The sequence below is a fragment of the Pseudomonas sp. B21-019 genome (assembly GCF_024749225.1).
Taxonomy (GTDB): Bacteria; Pseudomonadota; Gammaproteobacteria; order Pseudomonadales; family Pseudomonadaceae; genus Aquipseudomonas.
In genome coordinates, this window is record NZ_CP087193.1 from 197601 (window position 1) to 220605 (window position 23005).

General features: G+C 60.5%; 21 protein-coding genes and 1 tRNA gene. 18 read left to right on the forward strand and 4 right to left on the reverse strand.

Going from position 1 to position 23005, the window contains the following annotated elements; translation table 11 throughout:
• Positions 1–10: 10 nt before the first annotated feature.
• Genes pgaB through pgaD form a run of 3 tightly spaced genes read left to right on the forward strand, consistent with a single transcriptional unit; the run spans position 11 to position 3889 of the window.
• A complete protein-coding gene (pgaB, locus tag LOY36_RS00815) occupies positions 11–2008 on the forward strand; it encodes a poly-beta-1,6-N-acetyl-D-glucosamine N-deacetylase PgaB (RefSeq protein WP_258671886.1) in 1998 nt (665 codons plus the stop codon).
• A gap of 1 nt (position 2009) precedes the next feature.
• The gene (pgaC, locus tag LOY36_RS00820) at positions 2010–3365 is read left to right on the forward strand and encodes a poly-beta-1,6-N-acetyl-D-glucosamine synthase (RefSeq protein WP_019651559.1); all 1356 of its coding nucleotides are present in this window, start codon (positions 2010–2012) and stop codon (positions 3363–3365) included.
• Positions 3362–3889: a poly-beta-1,6-N-acetyl-D-glucosamine biosynthesis protein PgaD gene (gene pgaD / locus LOY36_RS00825; protein WP_258671887.1), complete on the forward strand. Its 528-nt coding sequence runs from the start codon at positions 3362–3364 to the stop codon at positions 3887–3889. Before pgaC ends, pgaD begins: the two co-directional genes overlap by 4 nt.
• A 92-nt stretch (positions 3890–3981) precedes the next feature.
• On the opposite strand, the gene LOY36_RS00830 is transcribed toward pgaD, so the two are convergent.
• Positions 3982–5511 carry an apoptosis inducing factor family protein gene (locus LOY36_RS00830; protein WP_258671888.1) on the reverse strand — a complete coding sequence of 510 codons (1530 nt, stop codon included), beginning with the start codon at positions 5509–5511 and terminating at the stop codon, positions 3982–3984.
• 140 nt (positions 5512–5651) lie between these two features.
• On the opposite strand from LOY36_RS00830, the gene LOY36_RS00835 reads away from it, so the two are divergent.
• From LOY36_RS00835 to LOY36_RS00865, 7 genes are all read left to right on the forward strand, one after another.
• Positions 5652–6212, forward strand: a complete 561-nt coding sequence (locus LOY36_RS00835) for a YbhB/YbcL family Raf kinase inhibitor-like protein (RefSeq protein WP_258671889.1) — start codon at positions 5652–5654, stop codon at positions 6210–6212.
• Positions 6213–6299: 87 nt separating this feature from the next.
• On the forward strand, positions 6300–8033 hold the full coding sequence (locus tag LOY36_RS00840) for a VWA domain-containing protein (protein WP_019651555.1): 1734 nt from the start codon (positions 6300–6302) through the stop codon (positions 8031–8033).
• Positions 8034–8041: 8 nt separating this feature from the next.
• Complete coding sequence (locus LOY36_RS00845; protein ID WP_019651554.1) at positions 8042–8623, forward strand: RNA polymerase sigma factor; 582 nt, start codon at positions 8042–8044, stop codon at positions 8621–8623.
• Entirely contained in the window at positions 8620–9240 is a 621-nt protein-coding gene (locus LOY36_RS00850) for a hypothetical protein (RefSeq protein ID WP_258671893.1), read from the forward strand. Before LOY36_RS00845 ends, LOY36_RS00850 begins: the two co-directional genes overlap by 4 nt.
• Before the next feature lie 20 nt (positions 9241–9260).
• Complete coding sequence (locus LOY36_RS00855) at positions 9261–9530, forward strand: hypothetical protein (protein ID WP_258671894.1); 270 nt, start codon at positions 9261–9263, stop codon at positions 9528–9530.
• Positions 9531–9646: 116 nt separating this feature from the next.
• Positions 9647–9946 (forward strand): type II toxin-antitoxin system prevent-host-death family antitoxin, encoded by a 300-nt coding sequence (locus tag LOY36_RS00860; RefSeq protein WP_258671895.1) that lies wholly within the window; start codon positions 9647–9649, stop codon positions 9944–9946.
• Positions 9943–10251 carry a type II toxin-antitoxin system RelE/ParE family toxin gene (locus LOY36_RS00865; RefSeq protein ID WP_258671897.1) on the forward strand — a complete coding sequence of 103 codons (309 nt, stop codon included), beginning with the start codon at positions 9943–9945 and terminating at the stop codon, positions 10249–10251. Before LOY36_RS00860 ends, LOY36_RS00865 begins: the two co-directional genes overlap by 4 nt.
• A gap of 73 nt (positions 10252–10324) precedes the next feature.
• Here LOY36_RS00865 and LOY36_RS00870 read toward each other — a convergent pair.
• Positions 10325–10401, reverse strand: a tRNA-Arg gene (locus LOY36_RS00870).
• A gap of 349 nt (positions 10402–10750) precedes the next feature.
• Here LOY36_RS00870 and gabD point away from each other — a divergent pair.
• From gabD to LOY36_RS00885, 3 genes are all read left to right on the forward strand, one after another.
• On the forward strand, positions 10751–12193 hold the full coding sequence (gene gabD, locus LOY36_RS00875; RefSeq protein WP_019581696.1) for an NADP-dependent succinate-semialdehyde dehydrogenase: 1443 nt from the start codon (positions 10751–10753) through the stop codon (positions 12191–12193).
• Between the two features lie 175 nt (positions 12194–12368).
• Positions 12369–13646, forward strand: a complete 1278-nt coding sequence (gabT, locus tag LOY36_RS00880) for a 4-aminobutyrate--2-oxoglutarate transaminase (RefSeq protein WP_258671898.1) — start codon at positions 12369–12371, stop codon at positions 13644–13646.
• Between the two features lie 136 nt (positions 13647–13782).
• Positions 13783–14997 (forward strand): response regulator, encoded by a 1215-nt coding sequence (locus LOY36_RS00885; RefSeq protein WP_019651548.1) that lies wholly within the window; start codon positions 13783–13785, stop codon positions 14995–14997.
• A 218-nt stretch (positions 14998–15215) separates the two neighbouring features.
• On the opposite strand, the gene LOY36_RS00890 is transcribed toward LOY36_RS00885, so the two are convergent.
• Both LOY36_RS00890 and desA read right to left on the reverse strand, forming a co-directional pair.
• Positions 15216–16205, reverse strand: coding sequence for a sensor domain-containing diguanylate cyclase (locus LOY36_RS00890; RefSeq protein ID WP_019651547.1), 990 nt, complete (start codon positions 16203–16205; stop codon positions 15216–15218).
• A 250-nt stretch (positions 16206–16455) separates the two neighbouring features.
• The gene (gene desA, locus LOY36_RS00895; protein ID WP_019651546.1) at positions 16456–17640 is read right to left on the reverse strand and encodes a delta-9 fatty acid desaturase DesA; all 1185 of its coding nucleotides are present in this window, start codon (positions 17638–17640) and stop codon (positions 16456–16458) included.
• A gap of 148 nt (positions 17641–17788) precedes the next feature.
• Between desA and dibA the strand changes: the two genes are divergently transcribed.
• The 5 genes from dibA to cysW all read left to right on the forward strand — a co-directional run bounded on the left by dibA (position 17789) and on the right by cysW (position 23003).
• Entirely contained in the window at positions 17789–19708 is a 1920-nt protein-coding gene (gene dibA / locus LOY36_RS00900) for a phosphodiesterase DibA (RefSeq protein ID WP_258671901.1), read from the forward strand.
• Positions 19709–19963: 255 nt separating this feature from the next.
• The gene (gene oscA / locus LOY36_RS00905) at positions 19964–20146 is read left to right on the forward strand and encodes a sulfur starvation response protein OscA (RefSeq protein ID WP_019651544.1); all 183 of its coding nucleotides are present in this window, start codon (positions 19964–19966) and stop codon (positions 20144–20146) included.
• Between the two features lie 70 nt (positions 20147–20216).
• Entirely contained in the window at positions 20217–21230 is a 1014-nt protein-coding gene (locus tag LOY36_RS00910) for a sulfate ABC transporter substrate-binding protein (protein WP_258671903.1), read from the forward strand.
• A gap of 71 nt (positions 21231–21301) precedes the next feature.
• A complete protein-coding gene (gene cysT, locus LOY36_RS00915) occupies positions 21302–22120 on the forward strand; it encodes a sulfate ABC transporter permease subunit CysT (RefSeq protein ID WP_258671906.1) in 819 nt (272 codons plus the stop codon).
• A 13-nt stretch (positions 22121–22133) separates the two neighbouring features.
• Complete coding sequence (gene cysW / locus LOY36_RS00920; RefSeq protein WP_007941037.1) at positions 22134–23003, forward strand: sulfate ABC transporter permease subunit CysW; 870 nt, start codon at positions 22134–22136, stop codon at positions 23001–23003.
• Positions 23004–23005: the final 2 nt, after the last annotated feature.

The window sequence follows — 23005 nt, forward strand, 5'->3', positions numbered from 1 at the left end:
GAGTTTGAAGATGCCTTTTATTTCGCGTTTCATCCTCCTGCTGGGAGTGCTGTTGATCAGCGCCTGTGCCCAGCAAGCCCCAGCCTTCGCACCGCCGTCCGAACGCCCGGTGTCGGCCAATGAAAAGCCGTGGCCGAAAAACCATGTATTGGGGATCGCGTACCACGATGTCGAAGACCGCGACCCCGATCAGGCGGTGGTGGCCGTGCGCACCGAGCGCCTGATCGAGCAACTGGCATGGTTGCGGGAGAACAACTACCAACCGGTCACCGTTGACCAGATCATCGCCGCTCGCAATGGCGGCCCTGAATTGCCGCCACGGGCGATCCTGCTGAGTTTCGACGACGGTTATTCGAGCTTCTACACCCGCGTGTTGCCGGTGCTGCGTGCCTATAACTGGCACGCCTTGCTGGCGCCGGTCGGGGTGTGGATCGACACGCCGCCGAACCAGCCAGTCGACTTCGCCGGCACACCGCGCAAGCGTTCGGATTTCCTGACCTGGGAGCAGATCCGCGAGATTTCCCGGTCCGGCCTGGTGGAAATCGCCGCCCACACCGACGCCAGCCACAAAGGCGTGTTGGCCAACCCGCAAGGCAACCTGCAACCGGCAGCCGCGACCCGGCGCTATGACGCCGCCACCGGTCGCTATGAAACCGAAGCCCAATTCCAGGCCCGGATGCGCGCCGACGTAGCGGCCATCTCGGAGAAGATCCGCAAGGTCACTGGCTACAAACCGCGAGTCTGGGTCTGGCCGTACGGCGTGGCGGATGGCACCTCGCTGCAAGTGATCAACGACCAGGGTTATCAGATGGCCCTGACCCTGGACGACGGCCTCGATGCCCTCGACAACCTGATGAGCAGCCCGCGCTTTCTGGTGGCCTCGGACCCGGATGGCGAACACTTCGCCAACAGCGTCGTCGCGGTGCAGGCCGAATCGCCGATGCGCGTGGTGCATGTGGACCTGGACAACGTCTACGACCCGGACCCGGCCCAACAGGAAATCAACCTCGGCAAGCTGATCCAGCGCATGGCCGACATGGGCGCCAACACGGTGTTCCTGCAAGCCTTCGCCGACCCCGCGGGCGATGGCCTGGTGCATTCGCTGTACTTCCCCAACCGCCACCTGCCGATGCGTGCCGATATCTTTGACCGTGTGGCCTGGCAGCTGCGCACCCGGGCTCACGTCAAAGTTTTCGCGTGGATGCCGGTGCTGAGTTTTGCCCTGGATTCGAAGCTGCCGCGAGTCACTCGCTGGGACCCGAAAACCGGCACTACGTCGATCGATCCGGACCAGTACAAGCGCTTGTCACCGTTCGATCCGAACGTGCGGCGCGTCATTGGTGAAATCTACGAAGACATGGCACGCCTGACCTCGGTCGACGGCATCCTCTATCACGATGACGCGGTGCTGTCGGACTTCGAAGACGCCGGCCCCGAAGCCCTGAAAATCTATGCCGCCAACGGTCTGCCCGGTTCGATTGCCGCCCTGCGCGAGGATCCGGCCACCCTGCAACGCTGGACGCGTTTCAAGAGCCGCTACCTGATCGATTTCACCCATGAGCTGACCGCCAAGGTTCGCGCCATTCGCGGCCCGCAAGTGAAAACGGCGCGCAATATTTTCGCCGAGCCGATGCTCAACCCCGAGAGCGAAGCCTGGTTCGCGCAGAATCTCGACGACTTCCTGGGCGCCTACAACTGGACGGCACCGATGGCCATGCCACTGATGGAAAAACAGAGCCATCAGCAATCCGGCCCCTGGCTTGAAGCACTGGTGGCGACGGTCAAATCGCGCCCCGGCGCCCTCGACCGCACGGTGTTCGAATTGCAGGCCCGCGACTGGACGAAAAATAAACACGCCGACATCGACGGCGGGCAGCTGGCCGACTGGATGGGCCGCCTCAAGCGTCAGGGCGCCACCAGTTTCGGCTACTACCCAGACAACTTCCTCGAGAACCAGCCGGACCTGAAAGCCGTGCGGCCGGCGCTCTCCAACAAGTGGAATCCATAACATGCTGGACAGACTTCTGGCCCTATTGGTTCTGGCGATCGTCCTGGGGGTTCCCCTCGGGCTGATCTTTCTGGTCACCGGGCAATTCCTGATGGACTTCGTGTTCTTCTACCCACTGTTCATGTCGGGGCTGTGGATCGCCGGCGGCCTGTATTTCTGGTTGCACTGGGAGCGGCACTGGCCGTGGCAGGACGACACCTTGCCGCCACCATTGGCCGGCGAACCGCTGATCTCGATCCTGATCCCTTGCTACAACGAAGGCGACAACGCCGCCGATACCATCCACGCGGCGCTGGCCCAGCATTACCCGAACATCGAAGTGATCGCGATCAACGACGGCTCCAAGGACAACACCGCCGCGGTGCTCGACGCACTGGCGGCGCAGGATCCGCGTTTGCGGGTGCTGCACCTGGCGGAGAACCAGGGCAAGGCCGTGGCCCTGCGCATGGGCGCCATCGCGGCGCGCAGCGAGTACCTGGTGTGCATCGACGGTGACGCGCTGCTGGCGCCGAACACCGCGGCCTATCTGGTGGCGCCGATGCTCGACAACGCGCGACTGGGCGCCGTGACCGGCAACCCGCGAATCCGCACCCGTTCGACCCTGATCGGCCGGGTACAGGTCGGCGAGTTCTCCTCGATCATAGGCCTGATCAAGCGTACCCAGCGGGTGTTCGGGCGGATCTTTACCGTCTCCGGGGTGATCGTCGCCTTCCGTCGTACGGCCCTGAACCGGGTCGGTTACTGGAGCCCGGACATGATCACCGAAGACATCGACATCAGTTGGAAGCTGCAACTGGATCACTGGAGCATTTTCTACGAGCCCCGTGCGTTGTGCTGGATCCTCATGCCGGAAACCCTCGGCGGCCTGTGGAAACAGCGCTTGCGCTGGGCCCAGGGCGGCGCCGAGGTGTTGTTCAAGAACATCCGGGGCATCTGGCAATACCGCCATCGTTACCTCTGGCCGCTGCTGTTCGAATACTGCCTGTCCACCGGTTGGGCCTTCACCTTCCTGTTGTCGGTGATCTTCTGGGCTATCGGCAACTTCGTCGAAATGCCGCCAGCCATTGCCGTCCATCACCTGATGCCACCGGCCTTTACCGGGCTGCTATTGGCGGTGGTTTGCCTGGTGCAATTCGCGGTCAGCATCGTGATCGATCGCCGTTACGAAAAAGGGCTCGGCAGGACCATGTTCTGGGTGGTCTGGTATCCGTTGGTGTTCTGGTTCATCAGCCTGCTCACCACCTTGGTCAGTTTTCCCAAAGTGCTGTTCGGCCAACATCAGAAGCGCGCGCGCTGGGTCAGTCCAGACCGGGGCATCAAGCCGCTGGATGATGATGAAGAGGAGGTCATCAAATGAAAATCATCAGAACCCGGCAGCGGCCCTTTCTGGTCGTGATCGACGTTTTCTTCACCGTGCTGGCCTGGATCGGGCTGCTGTATTTACTGGCGCAGGGATTGTGGCCGCTGATCGATCCCCATAACGGCACGCACATCGATGCATCGCTTTTCGACGCCCTCGGCACGTTGCAGATTTACCTGTGGGTGGCGCTGTTCAACGCGGTGATCCTGATTGGCTGGGCGCGTTATCAACAGCGCAAAAGCAAGAGCTTCGCCCAGCGCCGTTTGCCGGCACCGGTGGTGGACGATCAGGGGCTGAGCAAAAGCTTCAAGCTGACCGGCGACCGGCTGGCGAAACTGCGCGCACCGGGCTCGATGACCATTCATAACGATCAGGAAGGCGATGTCAGTCACGTCGTTACGCACTTCACCCCGGTCGCCCCGTCCCAACTGCCGCCGCCTTTGGCGCCATTGGAGCATCCGCTGGTGATCCGCCTGCCGGCCGAAGATGATGACAACCGCGAGCCGATGAACCACATCTGAGCCTGACAGTTCGGCGAGCATCGCATGGCCCGCTCTTTGTAGGAGCTGCCGAAGGCTGCTCCTACGGTGGATGCGCAGCGCTGAGAGATGCGTCAGGCAAAATCCCGAACCAGGCGCCACGCCTCGTCCATCGACAGCGGTTGTTTCATCCGTTCGGCGAGCATCGCCATGGCCCGTTCCTGATCGCAGGCAACGGCCGCCGCTACCACGCCGTTTTTGGCGAACAGGCCAATAAACGGTGGATGCTCTGGGTCGCCTTTGAATTCAACCTCGTCCCAGGCCTCGGCGTGTCCGAGGTAGTCGTAGTTTTTGCCGAAGTGCCAGGTCCAGAAATACGGCACGTCGAGGTAGCGTTCGTCACCGCCGAGCATATTCGCCGCTGCAATCCGCGCCTGTTGCTGGGCCAGGCGCCAGTGTTCGATCCGTTGGGGCTGGCCATTGAGCGGGAAGGTCGCGATATCGCCGACGGCCCAGAGCCCGTCGGTCACGCGCATGCCGCCGTCGACCTTCAATGACTGATCTTTTTCCTTCGGCAGATCGGTAAACGGGGTGGTCGCCGGGGTGACGCCAATGCCGACCAGCACCAGATCCGCCGGCAAGCGCTGGCCGTTGTCCAGCAGCACCGCTTCGACTTTGCCTGTGCCTTCGATCTTCGCCGCTTCGCCATCGGTATGAAACACCACACCGTTGGCCTCGTGCAGGGCACGAATCGCTTTGCCGACGGCCTCGCCGAATTGCGCCTCGAAAGGGATGGCATGGCGGGTCAGGACGGTAACATCCAGGCCGTACTGACGCAGGGATGAAGCGGATTCCAGACCAATGAAGCTGCCGCCGACAATCACTGCCCTTTGACCCGGTTTTGCGGTGGTCAGAATCTGCTGCGCCTGCGCCTTCGAGCGCAACACGAACACCTGCGGCAGATCGGCGCCTGGCAGCGACAGGGATTTTGGTATGCCACCGGTGGCAATCACCGCGGCGTCATAGCTCAACGATTGGCCATCGGCCAGGCGCAGGGTCCGGTTCGGTGCATCCAGGCCCATCACATCGCTGTTTATCCGTTCAATGCGCTGTTCACGATAAAAGTCCTCATCGCGCAGCGGCGGAACTTCGTCCGGTGGCATTTCCCCGGCAATCACGAATTTGCTCAATGCCGTACGGTCGTATCCGGCTTCGGGCTCACGGTCAATCAGCAACACCCGACCACCGAAACCTTTCTCCCGCAGCGCCGCCGCGCAGGCCGTCCCCGCTGCACCGGCGCCGATGATCGCAAAGGTCCGCTTATCGTCCGCTGGCGGGGTGCTGGGGCTGGGCATCGGCTGGTCGTCGACCCAGACCTCATCGTCGCGCAACTCCAGCGGATAGCGTCGCAGACTGTCCAGGGACGGCGGCTCGCACAACGCGCCGTCTTCGAGCCGGTAAGCCGCCTTGTGCCACGGGCAGATCAGTCGGCCCTCACACAGCGCACCTTTGGCCAAGGGAGCCCCGGCGTGGGGGCATCTGCCCTGATAGGCGCGCAATTGATCGCCGACCCGCAGCAAGACGATTTTCATCTTGTCGATCCGGACCTCAAGGCCACGGTCGAGGGGCACATCGGCGAAACGGGCGACGCGGTGCAGTGCCATGATCGATCTCCGGGCAGGTGTTTCACTTAGGAGTTTGGCGCTTATTCCCAGGTTCAGCCAATTCCCACTGCCACCGCACGAACGGTCCGGCTATAGTTTGCGTGCCGACGACGGCCCCACCCCGCACAAGGTGCTCCGGTATGACCCGATTGACCTCTTTGAACCCTTGGCTGGCGGCCGTTGCAGTCGCCCTTTGCGTGCAGTTGCCGGCGCAGGCCCAGGAGCGTTTCACCCTCAGCATCCCCGGTGTTTCGGACAATCGGCTGTTCACGTCGGCGGAAGCCAGCGATGCCAGCGGTTGCGGCGGCAAGAATCAGTCTCCGGCCCTGAGCTGGAACGCCGGCCCCCCAGGCACCCTCAGCTATGCCATCGTCATGCACGACCCGGACGGCCAGAAAGGCCTGGGCGTCGATCACTGGATTCGTTACGGCATCAAGGCCACGACGCGGCAGATCCCGGCCGGCGTCGGCGCCAAAGCTACCCTTGAAGGTGTGGGTGGCACCAACATCAAAGGCACCACTAACTATGTTGGCCCGTGCCCGCCCATTGGTGACAGCATCCATCACTACGTCATCCAGATCTACGCCCTGGACTTGGCGCCAGAAGCCTTGCCCGCCGGCCTGACCCGCGCGCAGCTGCTGGAGCAGATCAAAGGCCATGTGTTGAAAAACAGCAGCGTGGTGCGGCGTTATCACCGCTGAAGATTTTTTACGTCGGCTTAACCCGAACCCGGCGGGCTGTCCGTCTCAGAGGATGAATGAGTCAATTTCCTCCTGAGGTCAGCCCCCATGTCACTTCCTCTGCATGTCCTCCGCCCGGCCGCCCAGGGTTTCGCCGCCGGGTTACTGCTGGCCGTTGCCGGTTGCGGCGGTTCATCCACACCAGCCTCTGAGACGGGCAACCCGGCAGCGGTTGCGCCCCCGGCTCAAAATGCGCCGAAAACTGAAGCATTGGTGCGCGAGGCGGTCATGGCAGACACCGCGATGGCCAAGCGCAGCGCACGACCTGGCCCGTTGGTCGCTTTCGCGCCAGTGCCAGCCGGTGAAACTTATCCACAGGGCTATCGGGATGAGCAGCGCGAGCAATATCAGGCGCTGGCCGATAACCCGATTCACAGCGTAGCCGAAGCGCCGGTCTCGACTTTCAGCGCCGACGTCGATACCGGCGCGTACGCCAATGTCCGGCGCTTGCTCAATCAGGGGCGTTTGCCTCCGGAAGGGGCGGTGCGGCTGGAAGAGATGGTCAATTACTTCCCCTACGATTACGCCTTGCCCACCGACGGCTCGCCATTCGGCGTGACCACCGAGCTGGCGCCGTCGCCCTGGAACCCGCATACCCGACTGCTGCGCATCGGCATCAAGGCGTCTGATCGCGCGGTGGCGGAACTGGCCCCGGCGAACCTGGTGTTTCTGGTGGACGTGTCCGGCTCCATGGACCGTCGCGAAGGCTTGCCCCTGGTTAAAAGCACCCTGAAATTGCTGGTCGATCAACTGCGCGAGCAGGACCGGGTTTCGCTGGTGGTGTACGCCGGAGAATCCCGCGTGGTGCTGGAGCCGACTTCCGGACGGGAAAAAGCGAAAATTCGTACCGCCATCGATCAATTGACGGCGGGCGGCTCGACCGCCGGTGCGTCGGGTATCGAACTGGCTTATCAAATGGCGCAACAGGCGTTTATCCCCAAAGGCATCAACCGCATCCTGCTGGCCACCGACGGTGACTTCAACGTCGGCATCAGCGACTTTGACAGCCTCAAGCAAATGGCTGTGGATAAACGCAAGACCGGCGTGTCCCTGACCACCCTGGGTTTTGGTGTGGATAACTACAATGAACACCTGATGGAACAACTGGCCGACGCCGGCGACGGTAACTACGCCTACATCGACAACCTGCGCGAAGCGCGCAAAGTGCTGGTGGATCAACTTGGCTCGACCCTCGCAGTTGTGGCGAAAAACGTGAAGCTGCAGGTGGAGTTCAACCCTGCTCAGGTCAGCGAATATCGGCTATTGGGTTATGAGAATCGCGCCTTGAAGCGTGAGGATTTCAGCAATGACAAAGTCGACGCCGGAGAAATCGGCGCAGGGCATACGGTGACGGCGCTGTACGAAATTGTGCCCAAGGGCGAGAAGGGCTGGCTGGAACCGTTGCGCTACGGCAATTCCGGGGCAGAAGTTTCCGCAAAAACCGGAGAATTGGCGATGCTGCGGGTGCGTTATCAGTTGCCGGAAGGTGGGAACAGTCGCTTGATCGAGCGGCCAATAGTGAAGGGGGAGGCCGGCAAACTCTCGGCCGCCAGCGATGACCTACGCTTTGCCGCCGCCGTCGCCGCGTTTTCCCAGCAGCTCAAGGATGGGCGTTACACCGGTAATTTCAGCCTGAAAGACACCGAAGCCCTGGCCCGTGGCGCACGGGGTGATGACCCGTTTGGCCTGCGCGGTGAGTTCGTGCAATTGGTGGAATTGGCGCAGAGCCTGCGGGCCTCCACCGCCTCGAATCAACCGCCCAACGACAACCGGATAGAGTGAAAGCTGACATGTCCGATCCAGCAATCAGCTCAACCGCCAGCAGCGACGAATCGCTGCTGGCGCGTTATCGCTCGGGCGACGGGGCTGCGTTCGAAGTTTTGTACGCCCGCCACCGCCAGGGCCTGTATCGATTCCTCCTCGGCCTCAGCGGCAAACCCGAACTGGCTGAAGAGGTGTACCAGGAAACCTGGCTGAGCCTGATCCGCAGCACCAGTCAGCCACAAGGCCGGGCGAACTTTCGTACCTGGCTCTACCAGATTGCCCGCAACCGACTGATCGATCACTGGCGCAAACATGGCATTCACAACCCCTTGCACGACAGCTACGACGAACAGGCCCACGCCCTGATCGACGACTCAGCCGACCCTGAACAACTGCTGAGCCTGAGCCGCGACGGTCAACGCCTCGAAGCCGCCCTGCAAACCCTGCCCGCCGACCAGCGCGAAGTGTTCCTGCTGCGCGCCCACGGCGACCTCGACCTGCCACAGATCGCTACCCTCACCGAAACACCGCTGGAAACCGTGAAAAGCCGCTTGCGCTACGCCCAGCAAAAACTGCGTCGGCTGCTGGCCGAGGAGGTACTGACATGACTGACGCCAAACAAACACCGTCATCGCCCGACGATGAAATGCTCAAGCATTTTCGCGATCACAGCAGCGGCGAACCACCGGCGCATCTCGACGCCTTCATCCTCGCCACCGCCCACCGCGAAGCCCCCAAGCCGAAGCCAAACCTGTGGCAACGCTGGCTCCGTGCCTGCCAACAACCCCGTTGGCAAGTCGCATTCGCAAGCCTGGTCGGCGTCGCGCTGATGCTGGCATTGGTGCAACGCACGCCCGAGCAATTGCCGAATTACGACTTCGCGCCTGCGCCCAAAGCCTCCGCCCCGGCTGCTAAACCGGAAGCCGCTGCCCGCTCCCTGGATGAACCGACCGGCGCCATGTCCGCTCCCGCACCGGCTGCGCCAATGGCGGAGTTTTCTGCACCGATGCAACGAGAGTCGATCAACAGCGAAATGGCCGACGAAGCCAAACTCAGCAAACGCGCCGCCGCGCCGGCCAAGTCACTGGATGATCAATTACGTGAAGTGATGCGCCTGCAAGACGCCGGTCAGACCCAAGCCGCCGAAGCGCTGATGACGACATTACACAAGCGCTTTCCCAAGGAAAACCTGGCGGCCAAACTCAAGGAAATGCAGAAAAAATGAGCTGAACAGCGGTCGACAATTTGGCAACAACACCCGAAAGCGCGCACTATCAGCCTATAGCCGATGCGTTGGAGGATGCCGTGGCCCAAAAAATCGACCGCATCGCCCAAATGCTCAACTGCCCGGTAAAGGGTGAGGAACTGCGGCGAGCGGTGACTGAGAGTCGTAAGGAGTTTCTTCTGGCGAAGCAGGCAGAAGAGGGTCTTGAGGAAGACGTTCTTGATGATGAGTTGATCGAGGACGAAGAAGACGATGATGAATACGACGAGTTTGACTGGACGACAGAATGAAAAAACCGCTTCGGCGGTTTTTTTGTGGGGCAGATGGCCCCGGTCAGTTGCACGTTGACCGTTACTCAGCTAATCGAGCACTATAAGGTACTATTTTTTGTACCTTTGGAGCCGTCATGGAGCAATTACTCGCGAGTCGGTCGGTCAGTATTACCGAACTGAAACGCAGCCCGAGTACCGTGATTGAGCAAGCAGGCTCAGAGCCAGTTGCCGTTCTCAACCACAATCGTCCTGCTGCCTACCTTTTGCCGCACGCCGCTTATCAGCAACTGCTGGATAGATTACGAGCCGCAGAAATACGTGTAGCTATTGCGACCAGCCGCAATGACCCACGTCCGGCCATTGCTGCCGATACAGTTTTTGCCGAGCTTGATGCGCTCATTGATGAGGTCGAAGCAGAGCAGAAGCGCCCATGAGACAACTGCTTTTCTCCGCACTGGCACGAGAGGATCTGCAGCAAATCGCCCGCTACATTGCCCGTGACAACCCGGGTCGAGCTCGGACTTTTGTTGGTGAGTTACGAGTGTGTTGTGCTCGGCTGCTGGATCAGCCTAATCAAGGTATTTCCCGAGATGACTGTGCCAGAGGGCTGCGAATGATTTCCCACGGCCGATATTTGATCTTTTATAGTCTTTTCGAGGGCGATGTTCAGATTGAGCGTGTCCTGCATGCCGCTAGAGACATTGGGCGCTTGTTTGAATCAGCCAGCACTGATCACTGACCCGAATACTAAAAGTGCTGGCCCACAAAAAAGCCCCAGACCCTAAGATCTGAGGCTTTCTCGTTTCTACATATGGTGCACCAGGCGGGATTCGAACCCACGACCCCTGCCTTCGGAGGGCAGTACTCTATCCAGCTGAGCTACTGGTGCAATGCGGGCGCCATGATACTCATATGCGCTGCGGGCGTCCATGCCGCTGAATCGCCTGCGTTTTTCCAAAGCGTAACCTGCGTTTGCTACGTTGATCAGAAAAAATAGGCAAATGCGGCGTTTTCGTTCTTTTTTTCGAACAGCCTATTGTCCTTTACCCCCTTTGATCCTAGGATTCGTTTGAGATTTCAAACGCTCTTGTCTGGGTGCTGAACCGCACGAGTTCGATCAGTGCGCTATTTATGTGCTTCAGCCCGGTGAATGATTTCCCTGACGGCAGCCTATAAGGCGCCTTTCTACAATCATAATTCGCTCCGCGCTGGCCGCGGTGCTGTTAAGGAAAGCCGACATGCAGCTTAAAGACACCCAGTTGTTCCGCCAGCAAGCCTTTATCGATGGAGCTTGGGTCGATGCGGACAACGGTCAGACGATCAAGGTCAACAACCCGGCAACGGGCGAAATTCTGGGCACTGTGCCGAAAATGGGCGCTGCCGAAACCCGCCGTGCAATCGAAGCCGCTGATAAAGCGCTGCCGGCCTGGCGTGCACTGACCGCCAAGGAGCGCGCGAACAAGCTGCGTCGCTGGTTCGAGCTGATCATCGAGAACCAGGACGACCTGGCTCGTCTGATGACCCTGGAACAAGGCAAGCCATTGGCCGAAGCTAAGGGCGAAATCGTTTACGCCGCTTCCTTTATCGAGTGGTTCGCTGAAGAGGCCAAGCGCGTCTACGGTGACGTGATTCCGGGTCACCAGCCAGACAAGCGCCTGATCGTGATCAAGCAGCCGATCGGCGTGACCGCTGCGATTACTCCGTGGAACTTCCCGGCCGCGATGATCACCCGTAAAGCCGGCCCGGCCCTGGCCGCCGGTTGCACCATGGTGCTCAAGCCTGCTTCGCAAACTCCGTTTTCTGCTTTCGCCCTGGCTGAACTGGCTCAGCGTGCCGGTATTCCGAACGGCGTGTTCAGTGTGGTGACCGGCAGCGCTGGCGACATTGGCAGCGAGCTGACCGGCAACCCGATCGTGCGCAAACTGTCGTTCACCGGCTCGACCGAAATCGGTCGTCAGCTGATGACCGAGTGCGCCAAGGACATCAAGAAAGTCTCGCTGGAACTGGGCGGCAACGCGCCGTTCATCGTGTTCGACGACGCGGACCTGGATAAGGCCGTCGAAGGCGCGATCATTTCCAAGTACCGCAACAACGGCCAGACCTGCGTCTGCGCCAACCGTCTGTACATTCAGGATTCGGTGTACGACGCGTTCGCCGAGAAGCTGAAAGTGGCCGTGGCCAAACTCAAGATCGGCAACGGTCTGGAAGACGGCACCACCACTGGCCCGCTGATCGACGAGAAAGCCGTGGCCAAGGTTCAAGAGCACATTGCTGACGCCGTCGGCAAAGGCGCTACCGTGCTGGCGGGCGGCAAGAGCATGCAAGGCAACTTCTTCGAGCCGACCATTCTGACCAACGTGCCGAACAACGCTGCCGTGGCCAAGGAAGAAACCTTCGGTCCATTGGCGCCACTGTTCCGCTTCAAAGACGAAGCCGACGTGATCGCGATGTCCAACGACACCGAGTTCGGCCTGGCCTCGTACTTCTATGCGCGTGACCTGGGCCGTGTGTTCCGTGTGGCTGAAGCCCTGGAATACGGCATGGTCGGCGTCAACACCGGGTTGATCTCCAACGAAGTCGCGCCGTTCGGCGGCATCAAGGCGTCGGGCCTGGGCCGTGAAGGCTCCAAGTACGGCATCGAAGATTACCTGGAAATCAAATACCTCTGCCTGGGTATCTGAGTCCATTGCTTCAAGCGCAAAGGGCACGAGAGCGCTGTCCCTTTGCGCGCTTCAAACGGAATTTTCTCTGTGGCCGGGAACGCTGTGGCAGTCGATCATCGCATGCTGCCGTAGTTGCTTCCCCGCCGCTTAATCCTTGAACCACGCCGACCGATGAGCGGCGAATGAGGAATGTATGAGCAAGACTAACGCTGATTTGATGGCCCGCCGCACCGCTGCTGTACCGCGTGGTGTTGGCCAGATTCACCCGATCTTCGCCGATTCCGCGAAGAACGCCACCGTGACCGACGTTGAAGGTCGTGAGTTCATCGACTTCGCCGGCGGTATCGCCGTGCTGAACACCGGTCACGTGCACCCGAAAATCATCGCCGCCGTTACCGAGCAACTGAACAAGCTGACCCACACCTGCTTCCAGGTTCTGGCCTACGAGCCGTACGTGGAAGTGTGCGAAAAAATCAACGCCAAGGTGCCGGGTGATTTCGCCAAGAAAACCCTGCTGGTGACCACCGGCTCCGAAGCCGTGGAAAACTCCATCAAGATCGCCCGCGCCGCCACTGGCCGTGCCGGCGTGATCGCGTTCACCGGCGCTTACCACGGTCGCACCATGATGACCCTGGGCCTGACCGGTAAAGTCGTGCCTTACTCGGCCGGCATGGGTCTGATGCCAGGCGGCATCTTCCGCGCGCTGTACCCGAACGAGCTGCACGGTGTGAGCATCGACGATTCGATCGCCAGCATCGAACGCATCTTCAAGAACGACGCCGAGCCGCGTGACATCGCTGCCATCATCATCGAGCCGGTGCAGGGCGAAGGCGGTTTCTACGTCGCGCCTAAAGAGTTCATGAAGCGTCTGCGCGCCCTGTGCGACCAGCACGGCATTCTGTTGATCGCCGACGAAGTGCAGACCGGCGCTGGCCGTACCGGCACTTTCTTCGCCATGGAACAGATGGGCGTTGCCGCCGACCTGACCACCTTCGCCAAATCCATCGCTGGCGGCTTCCCGCTGGCCGGTGTGTGCGGCAAGGCTGAATACATGGACGCCATCGCTCCGGGCGGCCTGGGCGGCACTTACGCCGGTAGCCCGATCGCTTGCGCCGCGGCCCTGGCCGTAATGGAAGTGTTTGAAGAAGAGCACCTGCTGGACCGTTGCAAAGCGGTTGGCGAGCGTCTGGTGACTGGCCTGAAAGCTATCCAGGCCAAGTACCCGGTGATCGGCGAAGTCCGCGCCTTGGGCGCAATGATCGCCGTCGAGCTGTTCGAAAACGGCGACAGCCACAAGCCGAATCCGACTGCTGTAGCAGCCGTTGTGGCCAAGGCTCGCGACAAGGGTCTGATTCTGCTGTCGTGCGGCACCTACGGCAACGTTCTGCGCGTGCTGGTACCGCTGACCGCGTCGGACGAGCAACTGGACAAAGGCCTGGCGATCATCGAAGAGTGCTTCGCCGAGCTCTGATCCGTTTGTGAACTGATCGACAAAAAACCCGCTTCGGCGGGTTTTTTTATGCCCCTTGAAACACATCAGGGGCAATTGGGCTGTATCGAATGGCCAGCATTGACTAAGGTGCAAGCATTGCCGTTGGAGTGTGCAGATGACTGCTGTGGTGTTACCCGCTGTACCGCGAGTGCTGATTGCCGAGGCGGACCCTTGGTCCCGTGACCTGCTCAAGCAAGTGTTGTTGAATGTGCGCTGCGACGCGCAGCTGGACCTGTGTGCCGATGGCCAGGAAACCCTGCAGCTGTTGGCGGAAAATCCTTATGACCTGGTGATCGTCGACTGGGAGTTGCCCGGCGTCGATGGCCTGAATGTGTTGCGCAGCGTTCGTCAGCGCAAACGTAATCCACCGTTGCCGTTCATTCTGATGAGCAGCCGCAACGACAGCGCCAGCGTGCGTGAAGCCTTGCCTCTGGCGCCCACGGCGTACCTGACCAAACCCCTGGACATGGAAAACCTGACCCAGCGTCTGCAGGATTTGCTGTTGAACGCCGGTGAAGAGGTGTCTTGCGAGGTGCCGTCATTGGCGCCGGGCATGACTTTGTCGGTGTATCTGGAACGACGGCGTGAACTGGCGGACGGTGCGCCGCTGATGACCGATGTGCAGGTGGCGATCAAACGTAGCCTCAATCCCGATGGCCTCGATCTGGTGCGGCTTGAAGACGAGATCCGCACGGATCCGCAAGTCACCGCCGTGCTGATCGCCGCCGCCAACAGCGCGGCCCAGCATCATGGCGCCGCCGTGCAAACCCTGTCCCAGGCGTTGCATCGCTTGGGGACCGGGCAAAGCATGAACCTGATTCTGGGCCTTGCCCTCAAACGCAGTGCCCGGCTCAGTGATCCGCAACTGGCGGACTATGCCGAGCGCTATTGGGAATTGTCCCTGCACACCGCTGAATACGCGCGAACGCTGGCGCGCTTGCTGGATCTGGATCAGGAGCGCTGTTATTGCGCGGGCATGCTGCATCGCCTCGGCGACCTGGCGTTGCTGCGCTGTTTGCAGGAATGGAAGCAGGCCGGTGGTGAGCTGGATGAATGGGAGGAAGTCGGCGATGCCCTGGCCGAATTCGGCGCGGCCTACGGTTCGGCGCTGCGCACCCGCTGGCGGCTGCCGCTGGAGCTGCGAGAGCTGATTGCGGCGGTTTATCAGCTCGGTGGCGGGGTTTACTCCCGCGAAGCGCTGGTGATGAACATGGCCGCGCAACTGGCGCGCCTGACCGAGCATGAGGGGATCGAGGCGTTGTCCAAGAGCCGCACGGCGCGGTTGCTCAAGATCGGATTGCCGGAGCTGATGCGTTTGCGCAAAAAATAAGCCAGACGCCAATCTTGTAGGAGCGAGGCTCTGTGGCGAGGGGGCTTGTCGGATCGCCGCACCGCCCCGTTGGGCTGCGAAGCAGTCCTGAATTCTGCAACCTCGCTCTGTCAGGAATACCGCGCTCTCTGGTTTCACGGCTGCTGCGCAACCGAACGGGGCGGTGCGGCGATCCGACAAGCCCCCTCGCCACAGGTGGCATCAGCGCCAGACAGTTCTCAGCTGGAGATTATCCGGTTCTTGCCCTGGCGCTTGGCCTGGTACATCGCCGCATCGGCGCGGGCGAACAGGCTGTCGAGGTTTTCATCCTCGGGCGTGAGGCTGGTCAGGCCCTGGCTGACGGTGATGCCGAACGTCTGGTCGTCATGGCTGAAACTCAACCGTTGAATCTCCCGTTGCAGGCGCTCGGCCACTTGCATGGCCATGTCTGGTGCACATCCGGGGAACACCGCGGCGAATTCCTCACCGCCGATCCGCCCGAACAGATCACCACGCCGCAGGGCCGCGCGACCGCTCTCAGCGATGCGTTGCAGCACTTTGTCGCCTTCCGGATGGCCGTAGGTGTCGTTGATCACTTTAAAGTCATCGATGTCCAGCAGCAGGAAGGCCAGCGGCTTGCCTTGCTGGCGTGCCTGCTCGAATTCGTGATTGGCACATTCGAAGAAGTGTCGGCGGTTGCTGCTTTGGGTCAGTACGTCGGTGGTGGCCAGGCGGTGGAGCTCGGTTTCCATCTGCTTCTTTTCGGTGATGTCTTCGGCAATGCCGACGATGATCACTGGCTGGCCCGGTTCGGCCTGGCGGTTGATGAAGCACTTGTCGCTGAGCCAGCGCACTTGGCCGTCGGCGGCGATGATGCGGTACTCGCGGTCTTCAACGGCGCCGTTGACCAGCACTTGCGCCAGGCTGCGCTCGGCGTAGTCCAGATCGTCGGGATAAACGCTGTCGCGCCAGTGGTTGTAGTCGGACAGCAACAGGCCGGCGGGGCGGCCGAAGATTCGGTCATAGGCCGGGCTGACGTAGAGCACCTGACGGGTTTCCCAGTTGAATGCCCAAAGCACGGCGTTGACGCTGACCAGCAGCGAGCTGAACAGCTGTTCGCGTTCGCTCAGGCGCGCCACTTCGCCCTGCGCATGCATCAGCGCCATCAACGTTTGCGCGGCCTCGGGCCACTGTGGAAGGGATGTGTCTTGTAGGTTTTTATTGACCATCGGCACAAGTCTCAAAGGGCGTGCCGCTATTTCGACAGCGGCCAACACAAAGCCCGCCGGGGTGGCGAAGTGTCTTTGAGATAGGAGATTTGGGGCGAAGTTCCCGCCTTTCGTGGCGAGGGAGCTTGCTCCCGCCGGGCGGTATTGGCGACGCGTTTTTTCAGTTAAAACGCGTCGTCAGGTATTGCGGCTGCTGCGCAGCCGAGCGGGAGCAAGCTCCCTCGCCACAGGTGCGCCCCTGATTCAGGGGTCAGGCAGTAGCGGGGCGCAGGGAGTAGGTTTTCAGTTGGTCGGCGAAGTCGCGCAGGGATTGAATCCCGCTGGCTTCGGCCTCGTGTACCCAATCCTTGATGGCGGCCAGCATGTCGTGACCATTTGAGCTGGTCTTGACCCAGATCTGCTGCAGGGCCAGGCGTTTCTCGTAAATTACCTTCAGCGCCTGGCTGTGCTCGAGCATGGTCTGGATGCGCATGTGGTGCTTGTCGTCCAGCAGGCTGGTTTCCCGCGAGAGCAGGCGTTTGGCCCGGTGGAACTGGTGACGGACCGAGTGATCGACCTTTTCCAGCTCTTGCTTGACCAGCGGCGCGATCACCAGCTTGCGGTACTGGGCCATGATCTGGAAGCGGTTGTTGAGGATCGCCATGGCGGTGTCCATGTCCAGGTTGCCTTTGCCTTCGACACGGTGGGCGATCGGCGCAACCCGCTGGACCTTGGCCAGGCGCAGGAAGCTGAAGACCTGGATCCAGGCCCAGCCGAGGTCGAATTCCCACTTCTTCACCGACAGTTTGGCCGAGTTAGGGTAGGTGTGATGGTTGTTATGCAGTTCTTCGCCGCCGATCAGGATGCCCCAGGGCACCAGATTGGTCGCCGCATCACGGCATTCGAAGTTGCGGTAGCCGATGGCATGGCCCAGGCCATTGACCACGCCGGCAGCCCAGACCGGGATCCACATCATCTGGATGGCCCAGATGGTGATGCCGATGGTGCCGAACAGCAGCAGGTCGATGACGCCCATGATCGCCACGCCTAGCAGCGGGAAGCGGCTGTAGAGGTTGCGCTCGATCCAGTCTTCGGGGCAGTTCTTGCCGTAGATGCGCAGGGTCTCGGGGTTTTCCGCTTCGGCGCGGTACAGCTCGGCGCCTTTGCGCAGAACGGTGGACAAGCCCTTGATGACCGGGCTGTGCGGGTCATCGACGGTTTCGCATTTGGCGTGATGCTTGCGGTGGATAGCGGTCCACTCGCGGGTGTTCTGCGCCGTGGTCAACCACAGCCAGAAGCGGAAGAAATGTTTCAGGCCGGCATTGAGCTCAAGCGAGCGATGGGCTGAATAGCGATGCAGATAGACCGTGACTCCGACGATCGTGACGTGGGTCATCAGCAGGGTGACTGCCACCAGTGACCAGGGCGATAAGCCAAGAAAACCTTCGTACCACATAGCCTATAGGACCCTCGATAAAGAAAAAGACAGCCGTCGCATTATCACTTAGCCCACAGATAAAACCAGTCGCCCTTTCAGATAAGAGTGGCCGGATGTTTCTTTAATCTATAATTCCACCCTGTTTTGTAGGGACATGGACGCTCGAATGTCAGCCACATATCGCGATGCCTTGCGTGCAGCGCTGCTCTATCTGGTGCTTTCTGTAGTCTGGCTGCAGTTTAGTGGCTATTTATTGAACAGTTTCTTCGATAACTCCACCGACCTGCTGCGCTGGCAACTGATCAACGGTTATGCCTGGGTGGCCTTCAGTGCCGGGCTGATTTTCATCGCGCGCGCACGTTTGTTTCGCTGCCTGGGCGTCGGCGCCAAATTGCGGGAACGTAATGCCGACCGGGAGCGTTTGCGACAGGCGGCTGCGGTGTTCGATTGCACCCGCGAAGGGGTACTGGTCACCAATAGCAAAGGGCTGATCGTCCATGTTAACCGGGCGTTCATGGAAATCACCGGCTACCAGTGTGAGGAAGTGCTGGGTCAGCGACCGAGCATGTTCAAGTCGGGCCATCACCCGCCGGGTTTCTACCAGGCGATGTTCGCGACACTCGACAGCCTCGGCGAGTGGAGCGGGGAAATCTGGAACCGTCGCAAAAGCGGTGAGATTTACCCGCAATGGCAGACGATCCGCCTGGTTCATGACGATCAGGGGCGGCTCAGCCAGTACGTTGCGGTGTTTTCCGACATCAGCGCGATCAAGAACTCCGAGCATGAACTGACGCACCTGGCCCACCACGACCCGCTGACCGATCTGCCCAATCGCCTGCTGTTTACCGACCGTGCCGGGCAGGCAGTGGCCTCGGCGCAGGCACATAAGCGCGGTTGTGCGTTGCTGATGATCGACCTGGATCACTTCAAATTGATCAACGACAGCCTCGGTCACAGTGTCGGTGATCAATTGCTCAAGGGCGTAGCTGAGCGTCTGAACACCTTGTTCGGCCCGGGCATCACCCTGGCGCGGCTCAGTGGCGACGAATTTGCCCTATTGGCTGAAAATTGCCCGCAACCGGGGCACGCCGCGGCACTGGCTCAGCGGGTCATCGATGGCCTCAAGGAGCCGTTTCAGATCGACGGGCATTCGTTGTTCATCAACGCCAGTGTCGGCATCAGCCTGTTCCCCAGCGATGCCTTGAGCGCCGAGCAACTGTTGCGCAATGCCGACTCGGCATTGTTCAAGGCCAAGAGCGCCGGTCGCGACAGCTATGCCCTCTACACCGAAGAGCTGACTGCGCATGCCCAGCAACGCGTCGAGATTGCATTCGAATTGCGCCGAGCGCTGGAGCAGCAAGAGTTGCGGGTTTACTACCAGCCCGTGCATGACCTCAAAAGCAGTCGCCTGATTGGCGTCGAGGCACTGGTGCGCTGGGAGCATCCGCAACGCGGGTTGGTGTCACCGGCTGAATTCATCCCCATTGCCGAGCGCACCGGGTTGATTGCCGAGATCGATGCCTGGGTCATGCGCCAGGCCTGTCGGCAGATGTGTCAGTGGCAAGCGGCGGGCGTGGAGTTGTCGTTTGTCGCGGTGAACGTTTCTTCGCGCCTGTTCGCCCGCCGCGAGCTGTATCAGCAGGTGGCTCAGGTGCTGCACGAAACCGGACTGGATCCGGTGTATCTGGAGCTGGAAGTCACCGAAAGCGCGGTGATGGAGGATCCGGAAGTGGCGCTGGAGCAGATGCATCGCTTGCGTGAGTTAGGCGTGCGGCTGGCCATCGATGACTTCGGCACGGGGTATTCGTCGTTGCTGCGACTCAAGCGTTTACCGGTGCAAAAACTCAAGATCGATCAGGGGTTCGTCGCAGGCTTGCCGGGTGATGAGGATGACGCGGCAATCGCTCGGGTGATCATTGCGCTGGCGCAAAGCATGGGAATGCAGGTGCATGCCGAGGGGATCGAGCAAGTCGAGCAGGCGGCTTTCCTGCTCGGGCACGATTGCGATCTGGGGCAGGGGTACTGGTTTGGGCGGCCAATGTCGGCGGTTTCATTGGATTGGGCCAAGGCGCCAGTAATTTCCTGAAAGCGCAAAGATCGCAGCCTTCGGCAGCTCCTACAGGGGATCGACGTACACCCGTAGGAGCTGCCGAAGGCTGCGATCCTTTGATCTTAAAGTCACTAACACTCAGCAACCCCTTGCTCCGTCAGATAATGCCTTAAGGTTATATAAACATTCTTAAATAGTATTTTTAAGAATATCTGCGCCTATCTACTATTGCTCTCACGCCGTACGCAGTGCCCGCCACTGCCAGGCATATCTCATTAAAGGAGCAGCACCATGAGCGCATCCCTACGCAGTGTTGACGGGCAGGACGAAGCCACTATTTTGCGTGAAATCCAGAGCGCCTTGCGCGATCTGCGCTTTGGCGCGGTGGAAATCACCGTGCACAACGCCCAGGTGGTACAGATCGAACGCAAAGAGAAATTCCGTTTGCAGCATCCGGCTAATAAACCGAGCTAAAAGATCGCAGGCAACCCGTTCCAGACCATAAGAAAAAGCCACCACACCAAGAATTCCAGGAGCTTTCACCATGTCGTCGATTCGCCATTTTGCTTTGGCCGCCCTGGCCAGTGCCCTTTTTGCTGGTTCCGCGGTTGCCAAGGATTACGAATTGCTCAACGTGTCGTACGACCCGACACGCGAGCTGTATCAGGACTACAACGCCGAGTTCATCAACTTCTGGAAGAAAGACCACGCTGGCGACAACGTGAAGATCCAGCAGTCCCACGGTGGCTCAGGCAAGCAGGGCCGGGCGGTGATCGACGGTCTGCGGGCCGACGTGGTGACCCTGGCCCTGGCCGGTGACATCGACGAAATCGCCAAGCTCGGCAAGAGCCTGCCGGCTGACTGGCAGAAGCGTCTGCCGCAAGCGAGCACGCCTTACACCTCGACCATCGTGTTCCTGGTGCGCAAGGGCAACCCGAAAGGCATCAAGGACTGGGGCGACCTGACCAAAAACGGCGTGGAAGTCATCACCCCGAACCCGAAAACCTCCGGCGGTGCACGCTGGAACTTCCTCGCGGCCTGGGCCTATGGCCTGAAAGCCAATGGCGGTAACGAAGCCAAGGCCAAAGAGTATGTGCAGACCCTGTTCAAACACGTGCCTGTGCTGGATACCGGCGCTCGCGGTTCGACCATCACTTTCGTCAACAACGGTCAGGGCGACGTGTTGCTGGCCTGGGAAAACGAAGCCTTCCTGGCCTTGAAAGAAGACGGCGGCTCCGACAAGTTCGACATCGTTGTGCCTTCGCTGTCGATCCTTGCCGAACCACCGGTGGCTGTGGTCGACAAGAACGCCGAGAAAAAGGGCAACACCGAGATCGCCGAAGCGTACCTCAAGCACCTGTACAGCCCGGCCGGCCAGGAAATCGCGGCGAAAAACTTCTATCGTCCACGTGACAAGGACGTAGCTGCCAAGTACGCCAAGCAGTTCCCGACCCTGGAGCTGGTTTCCATCGACAAGGACTTCGGCGGCTGGAAAACCGCGCAACCGAAATTCTTCAATGACGGTGGCGTGTTCGACCAGATCTACCAGGCGCAGTAACCTGAAATAGATCAGCCAACGGGCCCCGATTTCATCGTCGGGGCTTAGCGCGTTCTCAACCAAGGACTTTTATGTCGCGTCGTATCTCCCCCGTCATACCCGGCTTCGGGCTGACGCTGGGCTACACCTTGGTGTACCTCAGCCTGATTGTGCTCATTCCACTGGCGGCGATGTTCGTGCATGCCGCTCAACTGACCTGGGACCAGTTCTGGGCAATCATCTCGGCACCTCGGGTGCTGGCCGCGTTGAAGCTGAGCTTCGGCACCGCGTTGTACGCCGCGATCATCAACGGCGTGATCGGCACGCTGCTGGCCTGGGTGCTGGTGCGCTACACCTTCCCGGGGCGCAAAGTCATCGATGCGATGATCGATCTGCCCTTCGCATTGCCCACTGCCGTGGCCGGTATCGCGTTGACCGCGCTGTACACCCCCACCGGCCTGGTGGGTCAGTTCGCGGCGGACCTGGGTTTCAAGATCGCGTATACCCCCCTCGGCATCACCCTGGCGCTGACTTTTGTAACACTTCCATTCGTAGTACGTACGGTACAGCCTGTACTGGCCGATATCCCCCGTGAAGTGGAAGAGGCGGCGGCGTGCCTGGGGGCAAAACCGTTGCAGGTTTTCCGCCATATTCTGGTGCCGGCGCTGCTCCCAGCCTGGCTGACCGGTTTCGCCTTGGCCTTTGCCCGCGGGGTCGGCGAGTACGGTTCGGTGATTTTCATCGCCGGCAACATGCCGATGAAAACCGAGATCCTGCCGCTGCTGATCATGGTCAAACTCGACCAGTACGATTACACCGGCGCCACCTCCATTGGTGTACTGATGCTGGTGGTTTCCTTTGTCCTGTTGCTGCTGATCAACTTGTTGCAGCGGCGCATCGAAACCCCATAAGGAGGCGCGAAAAATGTCCCAATCGTCTATTGCAGCGGCCTCCTCGAACGCCGCCCGCCGTGGCAGTGCCGCTTCGCGGCGAATCCTCATCGGCCTCGGCTGGCTGATTTTTGCGCTGTTTCTGTTGTTGCCGCTGTTCATCGTGGTGTCCCAAGGCCTGAAGCTGGGCCTGGGGGCGTTCTTCACCGCGATCTTTGAACCGGACGCGTTGTCGGCCCTGAAACTCACGGTGATTGCAGTGCTGATTTCGGTGCCGCTGAACCTGGTGTTCGGTGTCAGCGCCGCATGGTGCGTGAGCAAATACTCGTTCCGCGGCAAGAGCATGCTGGTGACCCTGATCGACTTGCCGTTCTCGGTGTCGCCGGTGATCGCAGGTCTGGTCTACGTGTTGATGTTCGGCGCCCAAGGCTTGTTCGGCCCGTGGTTGCAGGATCACGACATCCAGATCGTCTTCGCCTTGCCGGGCATTGTGCTGGCGACGATTTTCGTCACCGTGCCGTTCGTGGCCCGTGAGCTGATCCCGCTGATGCAGGAACAAGGCACCCAGGAAGAAGAGGCCGCGCGCCTGCTCGGCGCCAATGGCTGGCAGATGTTCTGGCACGTCACTGTGCCCAATATCAAATGGGGCCTGATCTACGGCGTGGTGCTCTGCACGGCGCGGGCGATGGGTGAGTTCGGTGCGGTGTCGGTGGTTTCCGGGCACATTCGCGGGGTGACCAACACCTTGCCGCTGCACGTCGAGATCCTCTACAACGAATACAACCACGTGGCCGCGTTCGCCGTGGCGAGCCTGTTGCTGATCCTGGCGCTCTTCATCCTGCTGCTCAAGCAGTGGAGCGAAAACCGTATTAACCGCCTGCGCGCCAGCGCCGCGGAGGAATAAGT